This is a genomic window from uncultured Clostridium sp. (assembly GCF_937920395.1).
Taxonomy (GTDB): Bacteria; Bacillota; Clostridia; order Clostridiales; family Clostridiaceae; genus Clostridium_AD.
On sequence record NZ_CALEVF010000035.1, the window covers coordinates 18,353 to 33,024 of the forward strand.

The 14,672-nt window shown below is 30.1% G+C and carries 14 protein-coding genes; 12 read left to right on the forward strand and 2 right to left on the reverse strand.

Going from position 1 to position 14,672, the window contains the following annotated elements; translation table 11 throughout:
• Position 1 precedes the first annotated feature (1 nt).
• Entirely contained in the window at positions 2-703 is a 702-nt protein-coding gene (locus Q0649_RS02105) for a hypothetical protein (protein WP_298836745.1), read from the reverse strand.
• 177 nt (positions 704-880) lie between these two features.
• Between Q0649_RS02105 and Q0649_RS02110 the strand changes: the two genes are divergently transcribed.
• The 8 genes from Q0649_RS02110 to yaaA all read left to right on the forward strand — a co-directional run bounded on the left by Q0649_RS02110 (position 881) and on the right by yaaA (position 10,140).
• Positions 881-1,588 (forward strand): carbonate dehydratase, encoded by a 708-nt coding sequence (locus Q0649_RS02110; RefSeq protein WP_298836746.1) that lies wholly within the window; start codon positions 881-883, stop codon positions 1,586-1,588.
• Between the two features lie 189 nt (positions 1,589-1,777).
• The gene (locus Q0649_RS02115; RefSeq protein ID WP_298836748.1) at positions 1,778-3,364 is read left to right on the forward strand and encodes an MBL fold metallo-hydrolase RNA specificity domain-containing protein; all 1,587 of its coding nucleotides are present in this window, start codon (positions 1,778-1,780) and stop codon (positions 3,362-3,364) included.
• A gap of 148 nt (positions 3,365-3,512) precedes the next feature.
• Positions 3,513-5,318 (forward strand): oligoendopeptidase F, encoded by a 1,806-nt coding sequence (gene pepF, locus Q0649_RS02120; protein ID WP_298836750.1) that lies wholly within the window; start codon positions 3,513-3,515, stop codon positions 5,316-5,318.
• Positions 5,319-5,543: 225 nt separating this feature from the next.
• Positions 5,544-6,131, forward strand: a complete 588-nt coding sequence (locus Q0649_RS02125; RefSeq protein WP_298836752.1) for a phosphatase PAP2 family protein — start codon at positions 5,544-5,546, stop codon at positions 6,129-6,131.
• Positions 6,132-6,418: 287 nt separating this feature from the next.
• Entirely contained in the window at positions 6,419-7,018 is a 600-nt protein-coding gene (locus Q0649_RS02130) for a zinc dependent phospholipase C family protein (RefSeq protein WP_298836754.1), read from the forward strand.
• Between the two features lie 65 nt (positions 7,019-7,083).
• Complete coding sequence (locus Q0649_RS02135) at positions 7,084-8,523, forward strand: cell wall metabolism sensor histidine kinase WalK (RefSeq protein ID WP_298836757.1); 1,440 nt, start codon at positions 7,084-7,086, stop codon at positions 8,521-8,523.
• On the forward strand, positions 8,516-9,205 hold the full coding sequence (locus Q0649_RS02140; RefSeq protein ID WP_298836759.1) for a response regulator transcription factor: 690 nt from the start codon (positions 8,516-8,518) through the stop codon (positions 9,203-9,205). The genes Q0649_RS02135 and Q0649_RS02140 overlap by 8 nt, the downstream gene beginning before the upstream one ends.
• A 170-nt stretch (positions 9,206-9,375) precedes the next feature.
• On the forward strand, positions 9,376-10,140 hold the full coding sequence (gene yaaA / locus Q0649_RS02145; protein WP_298836761.1) for a peroxide stress protein YaaA: 765 nt from the start codon (positions 9,376-9,378) through the stop codon (positions 10,138-10,140).
• 74 nt (positions 10,141-10,214) lie between these two features.
• Here yaaA and Q0649_RS02150 read toward each other — a convergent pair whose 3' ends face one another.
• Positions 10,215-10,880, reverse strand: a complete 666-nt coding sequence (locus tag Q0649_RS02150; protein WP_298836762.1) for a GntR family transcriptional regulator — start codon at positions 10,878-10,880, stop codon at positions 10,215-10,217.
• Between the two features lie 143 nt (positions 10,881-11,023).
• On the opposite strand from Q0649_RS02150, the gene Q0649_RS02155 reads away from it, so the two are divergent.
• The 4 genes from Q0649_RS02155 to Q0649_RS02170 all read left to right on the forward strand — a co-directional run bounded on the left by Q0649_RS02155 (position 11,024) and on the right by Q0649_RS02170 (position 14,620).
• The gene (locus Q0649_RS02155; protein ID WP_298836764.1) at positions 11,024-11,710 is read left to right on the forward strand and encodes a cyclase family protein; all 687 of its coding nucleotides are present in this window, start codon (positions 11,024-11,026) and stop codon (positions 11,708-11,710) included.
• 41 nt (positions 11,711-11,751) lie between these two features.
• A complete protein-coding gene (locus Q0649_RS02160) occupies positions 11,752-12,666 on the forward strand; it encodes a ketopantoate reductase family protein (protein WP_298836766.1) in 915 nt (304 codons plus the stop codon).
• A gap of 49 nt (positions 12,667-12,715) precedes the next feature.
• The gene (locus Q0649_RS02165; RefSeq protein ID WP_298836768.1) at positions 12,716-13,180 is read left to right on the forward strand and encodes a YhcH/YjgK/YiaL family protein; all 465 of its coding nucleotides are present in this window, start codon (positions 12,716-12,718) and stop codon (positions 13,178-13,180) included.
• A gap of 123 nt (positions 13,181-13,303) precedes the next feature.
• Complete coding sequence (locus Q0649_RS02170) at positions 13,304-14,620, forward strand: MFS transporter (protein WP_298836770.1); 1,317 nt, start codon at positions 13,304-13,306, stop codon at positions 14,618-14,620.
• The last annotated feature ends 52 nt before the right edge of the window (positions 14,621-14,672 follow it).

Sequence of the window (14,672 nt, forward strand, 5' to 3'; positions counted from 1 at the left end):
ACTATTGTTTGCATTTTGGATAATAGAATTTAACTGTTTGAACAAATGGTAATGATTTGTCTATCTTATTTAGTGAAGAACTTACTTCACCATTATTTGCGTATAAGGTCTTAATTAATCCAACATTGGCTGCATAATAATCTTTGGTTGTATTTTTCTTTCTTACAGTTGTAACCTCTATACATTTATAACTAGCTAATGGAGTTTTTATAGTGGCATTAACATTGGTTATACTTCGTTTGCTACCATCTTTCAATGTCCAAAAATTACCTTTAGTAAGTGGTTGTTTTAATAAAATTTCAGGGCTATTACTAACTTGCGAAGTAAAATTTTCCCTATAATAAATCTCGTTTTTTGAAGATATAAGTCTTAATTCTCCATCTTTATTTTCGAGCACTTTTATTGATTCTGTATCACCATTGTTAACTATAATTTGTTCTCGGTTCCCTATTAAATATTCCACATAGATGGAAGAAGTATTATATTCGGTGCCATAACCAGTGTATATATATTTTATGTTTTTTTCAAAAGGATAGTAATCATCTATCGTAGTTGTAGGCTTAGTCAACTTTGAATTGTCAGCTTTAGGTGCTGTGCTACTTGGGTTATCTGAAATCGTACTTTTAATGGCTGATACTTTTTTAAAACCAGGTAGTAAAACAAATATAATAATAATTAATAAAACACGGATATTTTTTTTCATACAAGCTTATACCTCCTGTTTACCTTTTTATATAAATTCAAAATCACACTGATAGCATTCCCATTACTATTAGTTATTATAATACCTGATTTGCTAAATAAGGAAATATAAATTATATTCTCACAAGTATTATAAATAAGACGTATAATATAACATCAAATATTAAGGAGATAGATTATGCATAAACATAAAATTAATAGACATGAAGATGTAGGCCCAACTAATGTATATCCATGTTTTGTTAGCAGCAATTCACCTACATCTTTTAATCCTATAAGTGTATATCCGAGCATTGATAAAACTGTGGTTGTAGGTCCTTTCTCTAGTATTATAGGTGATGTTAAAATTTGCAAAGAAGTATTTATTGCGTGTAATGTAGCACTTAGAGCTGATGAAGGTACACCATTTTATATTGGATATAAAACTAATATTCAAGATGGAGTAATATTACATGGGTTAAAAAATATGAAATTTACTGTTGATAATAAAGGGTATTCTATTTATATAGGAAATGAAGTTAGTATTGCTCACGGAGCAATAATACATGGTCCATGTATTATTGGAGATAGAACTTTTATTGGATTTAACGTTATTGTTTTTAATTCTATTGTAGAAGAAGGTTGTTACATTGATTTGGGAGCGATTGTTACAGATGGAGTGCGAATCTCAGCTAATAGGTATGTTCCTGCTGGAGTTATAATAAATACTCAAGAAAAAGCTAATGCTTTAGGAATGGTATCACAAAGTAATGAGGAGTTCACAAAAGAAGTAATAAAATCAAATGTTGAACTTTCACAAGCTTATTCACTAAAATTTGGTGATACTAAATGTAGTTGTGGCATTTGTTGTAGTAGGGACACTTTTGAAAAGCTAGAAAATAAATAATAGTATATAAATTGTAGAATCAAAGACAAGCTATGTATATTATTAGATATCTGATATAATAGAAACAAAAGTCCGAATATTTTGAAAAGACCAGTATAATGATGGGGTAATCTTATTCAATGAAAAACAAATTTAAGACTGTTAACAGTACATTAGGTAATTATTCACATGATGAAGAGGAGGATTATTATGAAAATTCAATTCTATGGAGCAGCAAAAACTGTTACAGGTTCATGCCATATTTTACAGATAAATGGAAAGACGGTTTTGCTTGATTGTGGTTTATATCAGGGCAAAGGTGAAAAGGTATTTGCAAATGAGGAATTTGATTTTAATCCTAGAGATGTAGATTATGTGATTTTATCACATGCCCATATAGATCATAGTGGAAGAATACCACTACTTTATAAGATGGGATTTAAGGGAGAAATTTTATCAACTCAGGCGACAATGGATTTATGCAGTATTATGCTTCCTGACAGTGGTCATATTCATGAATCTGAGGTGGAGTGGAAAAATAAAAAAAGAAAACGTCAGGGATTAAAAACTTTAGAACCATTATATACAGTTAAATTGGCAGAACTTTCTCTTTCACTTTTTAGAGCATTTCCATATGATGAGATGATAGATATTTTTGATGGGTTAAAAATAAGATTTAGAGATGCAGGGCATCTTTTAGGTTCGGCAATTGTTGAATTATATATGACTGAAAAGGATCAAGAAGAAGTAAAACTTGTGTACAGTGGTGACTTGGGTAATATAAATAAGCCAATTTTAAAAGATTCAACCATTATTAAGCATACTGATTACTTGATAATTGAGACCACATACGGTAATAGAGTTCATCCTGAGATTCAGGAAGATTTAAAAGAGTTATTAAAAATAATTAAGGAGACCTTTGCAAGAGGGGGAAATGTCATTATACCTTCATTTGCAGTGGGGAGGACTCAGGAGATATTATATGAATTAAATAAGTATGTAGAAAATGAAGAATTGAAGGATGTTAAAGTTTATATTGACAGTCCGTTGGCTATTCAAGCAACAAAGGTATTTGAGAGTCATAATGAAGATTATGACACTGAAGCTAAAGAACTTGTAATGAAGGGAGAGTATCCTTTTAGATTTGATGGTTTGAGATTCTCGGTTTCCTCGAATGATTCAATGGAGATAAATAAAATAAAGAGTAATGTGATAGTTATATCTGCAAGTGGTATGTGTGATGCAGGTAGAATAAAACATCATCTTAAATATAATTTGTGGAGAGAAGAATCATCAATTGTTTTTGTAGGATATCAAGCAGAAGGGACGTTGGGACGAAATATAGTAGGTGGGGCAAAAACGGTTAAAATATTTGGAGAACAAATTGCGGTTAAAGCTCATATCTATAACCTAGAGGGATTATCTGGACACGCTGATAGAAATGGATTATTTAACTGGATAGAGGAATTTATTGATAAACCAAAGGAAATTCTGCTTGTTCATGGAGATAAAGAAGCACAGGATAGTTTTAAACAGTTATTGGATTCTAAGGGCTACAGTGCAAGAATTGTTGAAAGTGGAGAGGAATTCTATATAAATGAAGTTAATAAAATTAATAAAACTGATAAAATCGAAAAAACTTATGGGATCGATAAAGCTTATAAGACTTATAAAGCTGACAAAGCTGATGAAAATTTAAGAAAAAAATTGATAAAGGACATTAAATCAATAAATAATATTGAAGGTCTAGAAAAAGGAGATTTGCTTGATATTATAAAAGATATTATTTATAATTAAAAGGAATCTAACAATATTATAAAATGAAAATCATGTTTTAAAAAGTAATATTTGAACTTCAATTGATATATAATAAAAATGAAAGTCCTGAATTAATTCAAGACTTTTATTTTTTACATCTATTCTGTTTTATAAAGGAGAATAAATTATGAAAACGGCTTTAAAAGAAAGAAAGGATGTAGATAAGTCACTTACTTGGGATTTATCTTCACTATTCCAATCAGAGAAGCAGTATGATTTAGCGTTGAAAGGGTTAGAAGAACTTACTCTAGCAATAGAAAAAAACTATAAACGAAAGTTGAACAACGCTAGTATTATAAATGACTGTTTAGATAAAATGAGGGTTGTTATGGAGGGTGAAGATCTTATAGAGAATTATGCAAGTCTTCAAGTTTCTACAGATCAATCTAATGAAGAAAACCAAACTAGATATATAAAATCTATTAACGTATTAGCTGATTTAGAGAGCAGATTAAGTTTTGTAGAAAGCGAAATTAATGAGCTAGATGATAAAATAATAGATGAAGCAATTGAAAAGTCAAAAGAAAATGCCCATTATTTAAGTGAGATAAAAAGATTTAAGAAACATTCATTACATCCAGAAGTTGAAAAGGCATTATCTGCTTTGTCTGGAACATTAGATTCTTCTTATTCAACATATGAGACAACTAAATTAAGTGATATGGATTTTGAAAATTTTATTGTAGATGGAATCGAATATCCTCTTAGTTACGTACTTTTTGAAGATGAATGGGAATATGAGACTGATACTAAAATTAGAAGAGCCGCTTTTAAAGCGTTTTCCTTAAAACTCGGAGAATATAAACATACAGTAGCAGCACTTTATCAAACGCAGGTACAAAAGGAAAAAACAATAGCAACTCTTAGAGGATTTGATTCTGTTATAGATAGTTTATTGTTTCCTCAAGAGGTAGAGAGGGAATTATATGATAGACAAATAGATATAATTATGGAAAAGTTAGCACCACATATGAGAAAATATGCGAAACTGCTCCAAAAAATTCACAAGCTTGATGAAATGACCTTTGCAGATTTAAAGCTTGAAGTTGATCCAACCTATGAGCCAACCATATCTGTGGAGGAATCAAAGAAATATGTTGAGGGAGCATTATCAGTTTTAGGTGAAGATTATGTAGAGATGGTAAAAAAAGCTTATGATGAAAAATGGATTGACTTTGTTCAAAACAAAGGAAAATCAACAGGTGGTTTTTGTGCTACTCCTTATGGTAGTCATCCTCTAATTTTATTATCTTGGACCGAGAAAATGAAAGAAGCATTTGTACTTGCTCATGAATTAGGCCATGCAGGTCATTTTACGTTAATTAACAAAAATCAAAATATTTATAATGCTCAGCCCTCATTATATTTTATAGAAGCACCATCTACTATGAATGAGATGCTTATGTCAAATTATCTTATGAAAACAAATGATGAACCTAGATTTAAGAGATGGGTTTTATCTTCTATGATTAGCCGTACTTATTACCATAACTTTGTAACGCATTTATTAGAAGCAGCTTATCAAAGAGAAGTTTATAAAACAATAGATGCAGGTGGAAGTGTGCAAGCTACAAACCTTAATGAAATAAAGAAAGGTGTTCTTAAAAAATTCTGGGGAGATTCTGTGAAAATTGTTGATGGTGCAGAACTTACATGGATGAGACAGCCACATTATTATATGGGACTTTATCCATACACATATAGTGCTGGACTTACAATAGCTACGCAGGTAAGTAACAGAATTTTAAAAGAAGGAAGGCCGGCTGTAGATGACTGGAGAAAAGTATTAAAAGCAGGAGGCACTAAATCGCCAATAGAACTTGCTAAAATGGCAGGAGTAGATATAACAACTGACAAACCGCTATTAGATACTATAGAGTATATAGGAAATATAATTGACGAAATAATAAAGCTTACAGATGAGATGGAGTAATAATACAAATAGAACTAAAGGATTTAATAATATTAAATAATGAATAGAAAGTAATTGGAATATAAATAGAATAATATTAAAAGTAAAAAAGCTGTACTCTTGCTATGAGTATAGCTTTTTTACTTTTAATATTATTTTAAGAATTTTTTAATGTAAATTTAATCTTAAATATCTATAATGAGAGTGGTTTATTATTTAGTAGATGGTATGGAGGAGATAGTAAAAATGAATATGAAATTTTTTAGAATAATAAATAATTTAGCAAATAAAAACGTGATTTTAGATAATACAATGATTTTCTTTTCTCAATATGTACCTTATATATTTATGGCAGTTGTTGTAATAGCATTTATTTTAGGGATAAAACAAAAGAAATCCGAATATAGAAAAATAGCTGTTAGTACAGTTGTTATAACAGGTATAAATTTAATCATAAATTTAATCATTAGAAGTATGTTTTATGTGGACAGACCTTTTGTTCATAATAAGGTGAATTTATTATTGCCTCACGATACAGCCTCGTCCTTCCCAAGTAATCATGCTACTGGAACAATGAGTATAGCTTTAGGTTTAAAAAAATACAATAGAATACTAGGAATGATAATGACAATATTATCAATAATCGTAAGCTTTTCAAGAGTGTATGTTGGACACCACTATCCTATGGATATTATAGGAGCGTATATAATTGTTTTTACAACAAGCTACATTTATAACTTAAAATTAAGAAGTAAGGTAGAAAATTTATATGGAATAGTTGAAAAGAAAATAGCAATAAAATTAGGGCTTAAATCATTATACAAAGAAGATTAGTATTAAGCTTTTCATATACAAATTCAAATAGTTTGCCGCCACACCAAACTCATCTGCGGCATTTACAAGTGGTGACAAAAACTAATGTTACCCACCTTACTCCCTCTAATTTCTAGTTTATAAATAGTTTAACAATGATTTATTTATAGTTTACATTTTTGTTTTATACTGTGTTTATAGTAAGATAAGAAACATTGGGTGAAAAATAAAAATATGATTTTAGTAAAATAAAAATATTAAAAGAAATTTATAAGAATAATAATCTAATTAGATGGGAGCGTGTAATCGTGAAGGTAAAAACTCATGTTAAGATAGCGGAGTTAGCATTTAAGAATAATATAATAATTATGCCTAAAGGATTTTCTAAAATTATGTTTAATTTTGGACTTGTGATGATTGATCAAAGCTGGCAGGTTATAACACATCCACATTATATGAATAAATCTATAGGATATGTTCTTGAAAAGATAGAAAAGCTCCTTTTAGTTAAAAAATTTAATGGTTATCATTCGATGCAATTAGGAATAGTTGTTCATTATCTATGTGACTTTTGCTGCAATGCTCATATATCAGGAGCAGTTGGGAATATTCAATATCATTTAAAGTATGAACGAGACCTTCAAAGATATCTACTAGATAATTATGATAATTTAGGAGAGCAACTTAATAAGCCTTTAAATGATAAAGGTCATAGATTAAATAGCCTTGCTTTAATAAAAGCGTCAATTGAAAATGTTTTAGATGATTACATGGAAGGTGAGGCATCTTATTTACTGGATATTAAACAATGCGTTGAAATTACTTCTATGGTTTGCTCTAATGTTTTTGATTTTAATGTGAGTTTATCAAGAAATATTGTTTTTAAGGCGAAACAATTTCAAATATAAATTAACAAAACGATATGAAAACGTTAGTTTATTTATAGTATAATAAATGGAGCGAGGTGAATTATTTGACAATAAAAAAACGCTTATTTATTTCTAATTTTCTAATGATTGTCATACCTGCAATTATAGGTCTTATAATGGTAGGGGGTACAATGTTTGCAGTTATGGAGATAATGGGAACTCATGATCAAAACGAGAAATCATTTTATGATTCAAAACAAAAAACAGACATGCTTATACATAATTGGTCGCGCAGTATTAACATTAATCAAATGAAGGTGGATTTAGACAGCTTTAATGAAAAACATAGAGATAAGAAAATTTCATTATTCATTTATGAAGGTAAGAAATTGGTATATCCGTTATCGACTATTAAAAGTACTCCCATTTGGGATGCTGCTATTTCACAAAATGGTAGTCATACGTTTTTTATGGATAATATAGCTATCTATAAGGAAAACGTAGGTAAATACAGTATAATTTTAGAGGATACTAATTTCAGCTCGCGTAATAAGCAAGATGGTGGAGCATATGATAAGGTAGTGTTTAACTTAGTAGTAATAATGAGTTTGCTTATTATCGCTATTATATTGCTAACAAATAGATTTTTAACACGTTTTGTATTTAAGAGTATTATAGTACCGTTAGATACTTTAGTATATGGAGTGCGCCAAATTCGTGATGGTAATTTAGATTATAATATAGAGTATAATGAAAAAGATGAATTTGAAGGTATATGTTCTGATTTTAACGAAATGGCTCAGCGACTTTTAGATTCTGTAAATGCAAGGCAAAAGGATGAAGCTAATCGTAAAGAATTAATTGCTGGAATTTCCCATGATCTACGAACTCCATTAACATCTATAAAAGCCTATGTTGAGGGACTTGATACAGGAGTGGCATCTACTCCTGAAATTCAGAAACGTTACTTAGATACCATAAAGAATAAGACTGTTGATTTGGAACATATCGTAAGTCAATTGTTTTTGTTTTCTAAATTAGATATTGGAGAATTCCCTCTTTATCTGGAGAAAGCAGACATTGGTAAAGAATTGTCTAATATGATAGTTAATCTTAAAGAGGAATATAAGAAAAAGGGACTCATTATTACACTTATACAAAATGTTAAAGACATTTATGTTCAAGCAGATATTGTGCAGCTACGTAATGCTGTAATTAATATTTTAGAAAATAGTGTTAAATATAAAAATATAGAGCAATGCCAAATGAGAATTCTATGTGAGGCAGACGATAATAATGTGGAAATTAAATTAGAAGATAATGGATCGGGTGTCCCTGAGGAAGCACTTGAAAAATTATTTGATATTTTTTATCGAACAGATCCTTCTAGAAGTAATCCTAGTAAAGGTAGTGGATTAGGACTTTCTATAACAGCAAAAATCATAGAAAAGTTAGGTGGATCAATACGAGCAGAGAATATACCAGAAGGTGGACTTGCTATTATTATGATGCTCCCAAAATATACAGGAGGTAACAATGCTTAAAAAAATTCTGATTATTGAAGACGATAAATCTATTGCAGAGATTGAAAGAGATTTTTTAGAGATAAATGGGTTTGAAACCTTTATTGTAGCAGATGGAATAAAAGGTTTAAAATATGCATCCTCAGGAGAATATGATTTAATTTTACTTGATTTGATGCTGCCCAACATAAATGGATATGAAATTTGTAAGAAAATACGAGGAATAATTGATATTCCAATAATAATGGTAACTGCAAGAATTGAAGATATAGATAAAATAAGAGGTTTGGGATTAGGTGCTGATGACTATATTTCAAAACCTTTTTCTCCTACTGAGCTTGTTGCAAGAGTAAAAGCAAATTTAGCACAATATGAACGATTAAGAGGTAATGTATTCTTAGCTGAAGAAATACAAGTTGGTAATGTGAGAATTAATTCCAAAGCACATCGTGTATATGTAGATGATCATGAGATTGAGTTTAAGAATAAAGAGTATGAATTGCTCTTATTTCTTGTGACAAATGCAGATGTTGTTTTTAACAAAGAAATATTATATGAAAAAATTTGGGGAATGGATGCATATGGAGACAGTAAGACTGTTGCAGTTCATATTAATCGGTTAAGAGAAAAAATTGAAAAAGATCCATCTAACCCCATACATATTCAAACTGTATGGGGTGCTGGATATCGGTTTAAAGTATAAATCATATAGTAACACGATTTTGAAAATTATTAACATATAAAGTTATTTTGATTGTCGCTTTGGATTTTTTTATTAAATTACTTAGAAATAAAAAATATAAAATTGATAATTAGCCTAAATAAAAAGTAAATGTTAAACCTATGGTATAATTATCTTGGGGTGAGGTACGAATGATTACAATATTATCACCAGCGAAAAATTTAAAAATGGACAAGACAGTTAATACTAGTTTATTTACTAAGCCTATATTTATCAAGGAAGCAAGTAGCTTAATTAAGGAGCTTATAAAATATCCCCCGGAAGATTTGGAAGGGTTAATGAAAATAAATAGTAAACTTGCAGAGCAAAATTTTATGAGGCATATTACATGGGAAAAAGAACATGATTTATCAAATGGTAAACAAGCATTACTTGCATATGATGGTGCAGCATTTAAGGGATTAAATGGAGGTGATTTAAATCAGCAACAGCTATCTTTTGCTAATAAGCATTTAATAATATTATCCGGATTATATGGTGCACTTAGGCCACTTGATTTAATACAACCTTATAGGTTAGAGATGGGAATAAAGCTTAAAAATAAACGAGGTAATAACTTATATAATTTTTGGGGAAATAAGATTACTGCTTATATTAAAAAGGAATTAAAGACACAAAATGATAACATACTTATAAATTTAGCATCAAAGGAATATTCCTCGGTAATAGATATGAGCAAAATCAATGTAAATGCGATAACACCTGTGTTTAAAGATTATAAAAATGGAAATAATAAAGTTATAACTATTTACACAAAACGGGCAAGAGGATTAATGAGCCGGTTTATAATTGAAAATAGTATTAGTTTACCGGGTGATTTAAAAGAATTTAACGAAGAGGGGTATAGTTATAACAAATATCTATCTTCGGACGCGGAATTCGTATTTACTAGATAAATGTACTCATTGTGGTGAGAAAGGACGACTAATCAAATAATGATTAGTCGTCCTTTTAATTGTAATGTCTATTTCTAATCTATAATATGCATATTTAGTGGCATCATTAGATGCTTAACTAATATATTATATGCAATATCTCCGTCGCCTTGTTTAAGATAATGGAAAAATTGTTCATGCTCATCCAAAGTACTGTCAATACGACCAGTAAGAGAGAGAGCAGTTGATGTTGTTAATTGGATTAAATACATAAGCCTTTGAAATGTTTTACTAAATTCACTATTGTCTACATAATTAATTAATAAAAGATGAAACTTGTGGTCATAATCCATAAAAGATTTATGAGAGTCATTAGAATCTTTTGTTTTTTTCATACGTTCTAATAACTTACTCAGGGCTTTTATTAATTGCTGGCCTTTTTTACTTTCTATTTCACCTGCAATTACATGAGTACAAAATCCTTCTATTGCACATCTAATTTGAATTGATTCTAACATATCCTTTTCATTGAGTTGTCTTATCATAAATCCCTTGCTTGGAATAATTGTAATATATCCATCTTGGCTAAGGCATTGAAGAGACTCTCTCATAGGAGTTCTTGAAATACCTAATTCTGCCGCTAGTTTTGTTTCCGAGTATAGGACATTAGTATTAAGTTTCTTTGTGAGAATTTGATCTTTCACATAGTTATAAGTCTGAGCTTGTAATGAACTTTTTGTATCAATATTTAAATTAGCCATAGTCTGCACTCCCCTATGTTACTATCATATACTAAAAAATATTTAAGGTCAATAAAAAACGCTTGACAGTGTACAGGTATACCGGTATACTGGAAATAAGAAAATAAATAGTATTAAAAATTAAATTTTAAGGAGGAAATATTATGAACTCATATAAAATGGGAGACTTAAAAGTAATCGATTTAACAAAGGTGTTAGATCCTAAAACAGAAAGTAGAAGATGTGGACTTACTAGATTTAACACAGGTGGACCAATCCCAGATTTTCATACAATTATGGATTTAACTAGTCATTTAGGAACTCATGTCGAGTGCCCATATCATCACAATGATAATTGGTCAGATGTAGAGTCACTTCCAATTACTACATTTATGGGAAGAGCGATTTACGTTAACATCACACATATGAAACCTAATGAAAAAATTAAAAGCATTGATTTAGAAAAGGCTTGCGGTGATAGAATTAAAAAAGGCGATATAGTAATCTTAGATTCACCTATGAAACTTGCTCCATTTACACCAGCATCAAATACAGAAGATGACAAAAGACTATTTATTTGCCGCGAGACTGCTCAGTGGTTGAAAGAAAAAGGAGTAAAATGTGTTGGTTTTGGCGACGGTGTATCAATTGAAAGCAATAATGAAGATGTAAAAGCTTTTCATGATGTATTGATGGAAGTAAATGTTGTATTTTTAGAAGTGTTAAAGAATCTGGAAGAATTATCTGTAGATACATTCTTTATGTCATATTCTCCACTACCGATTATTGGTTTGGATTCATGTCCAATTCGTGCATATGCAATTGAAGGGTTAATAGAATTTTCTAAATAAGATAGTGTTAACACTATCCTAAATAAAGAGAGGGTGCAAATATGAAAATAGCGATAATCGGTGCAGGGGCTATGGGGTCAATCTATGGTGGTTATTTATCAAAACATAATGAAGTTTATTTGGTAGATAATAATCAAGAGCTTGTAGATACAATAAATAAAGACGGATTAAAACTTGAGGAAAATGGCTCAGATGTATTATATAGGCCAAAAGCAGTTAAATCAACTGACGGAATTGGAAAAGTGGATTTAATTATTTTATTTGTTAAATCCTTATATTCAAGGGTAGCACTACAAGAAAATAAAGGAATAATTGATAGTAACACTTATGTTATGACACTTCAAAATGGAGCAGGTCATGAGGATATTTTATCAGAAGTAGTACCAATTGAACGTATTATTATTGGTACAACAGAGGATAATGGAGCAATTATTAAACTAGGACATGTTAGACATGGTGGAACTGGAAGAACGAATATAGGTATGCTTGCTGATGACAAAAATGACATGCTTAATGCATTAAAAAAATGTTTTGACGAATGTGGGTTTGAAACAATAGTTCAGGGCAATATTCAAAAATTAATATGGGATAAGTTATTCACCAATGTATCACTTAGTGCAGTTACGGGTGTATTGCAAGTTAAGATGGGATTTATTGCTGCAAATAAAAGTGCATGGAATTTGACAAAGCAATTAGTAAAAGAAGCAATTGTAGTATCGAAGGCAATGGGACTTGTATTTGATGAAAAAACAGTGCTAGCAAAGGTTAAGAAAGCATCAGAGGATTCTCCTAATGGATGTACGTCTATTTATACAGACTTAAATAATGGACGACTAACGGAGGTAGATACAATAAGTGGCTCAGTGGTTTCTGCTGCTAAAAAGTATGGAGTAGAGGTTCCATCTCATGTGTTTATAGTGAATATGGTTCACGCTATGGAGCAACGAAACAACTAAAAAATTATGTAATTAATATTTAAACAATTAAAAAAATGGGAGGTTTAATATGATATTTTCATCTATTTATTCAAAGGATGATGTTACGAAGTATCCAGTAGCTATTCAAACGGCTATTAAATATCTAAAAGAAAACGATTTTACGACTATGGAAGTAGGAGCTTATGATATTCAGGGAAAGGATATTTACGCACAGGTATTTGATGTACAGACAGAACCAATTGAAAAGAAAAGACCAGAGGTGCATGAAAAGTATATAGATGTTCAGTTCATTGCTTCTGGAAAAGAAAGATTGGGATTTACTCCTGATATGGGTAAATATGAAGTTGATGAGAGAATAGACAATAGAGATTTAATATTTTATAAGGAAGTTGAAAATGAAGGATTTATAGAAGCTACGCCAGGATGTTATTGCATTTTCTTTCCTAGCGATGTGCATAGACCAGGAGTAATGTTAGAAAAATCTATGATTGTGAGAAAAGTTGTTGTAAAGGTAAAAGTAGTATTGATATAGTAAAAAGATATATTATTTTATTGATTTATGTAAAATGAAATCGGTTTAATAATCAAACCTACAAATTTAATCATACTTTTTACAGGGGATACTTTTATTTATTAAAAAAAAGGGGATGTAGATATGAGTCAAAATACAAAAACACTTTCAAATATTCCATGCCAGCGTTGGTTTCGTATTATTCCACCAATCATTATTGTTTATATTGTAGGTTTTATGGATCGTACTAATATAAGTTTTGCGATAGCAGGAGGAATGAGCAAAGAGCTTGGAATGACTGCAAGTATATCAGGACTTGCTGCAGGTATATTTTTTATAGGATTTCTTTTTCTTCAAGTTCCAGGAGGATTACTTGCAGAACGTAAGAGTGGTAGGAAACTTATAACTTATGTAGTTATAGTATGGGGTATTATAGCCACGCTTGGTGGGTTTGTTCATAATGTAAATCAATTACTTATAATACGTTTTTTATTAGGAGTTTCAGAAGGCTGTGTTTTACCATGTTTGCTTACAATGCTAAGTCATTGGTTTCCTAATGAGGAAATTGGAAGGGCAAATGCTCTTTGTATAATGAATGTACCAATAGCATCTATTATAACAGGACCACTTTCTGGATTTATTTTAGCTAGCTATAGTTGGAGATATGTTTTTATAATAGAAGGAATATTATCCTTATCGGTATTGTTTGTATGGCTTCCAATGATAAGTGATAGACCAGATGATGCTAAATGGATTTCAAAAGAAGAAAAAGATTATATAAATCACAAAATGCTAGAACAACAAGAAAGTGTAAAAGGAAAAATATCAGAAAAAGTCGGGTTTAAAGATGTATTCCAAAGCAAAAATATGTGGAAGCTTGTACTATTAAATCTATTTTATCAAACTGGAATATATGGATTTTCATTATGGTTGCCTACAACTCTTAAAAATCTAACTAATTCAGGAATGGCTATGGTTGGTATTTTATCTATATTTCCATATATAGGAACTATAATCGGATTGTATGTATTTGCTAATCTCTCAGATAAAAGTAAAAATAGAAAAAAATATATAATTATACCTATATTAAGTTTTGCTTTATGTTTATATTTATCTGTTCTATTTAAACAACATATGTGGGTTTCGTTTGCATTTTTGGTTGGTTGTGGAGTGTTTCTACAGGCAGCAGCAGGAGTGTTCTGGACAATACCACCAACTTTATTTAGTGGTGATATGGCAGCGGCTTCTCGTGGTATTATAAATGCTTTAGGGAATTTAGGTGGTTTTTTAGGACCATATATAGTAGGTTGGTTTATTCAAAAATACAACTATGATTTTGCAATATACTTTCTAGTATGTTCATTAATAACAGCGGCTTTAATTACTTTAACTTTACCTAAAAATTTATGTGGAACTACTAAAATAAACAATCAAGAATCAGTTGCAAATGCAAAAGTTTAATAAATGCTTAAATGTAAAAGTCAATGGAATTAACATGTTCTAAAAAAGATAT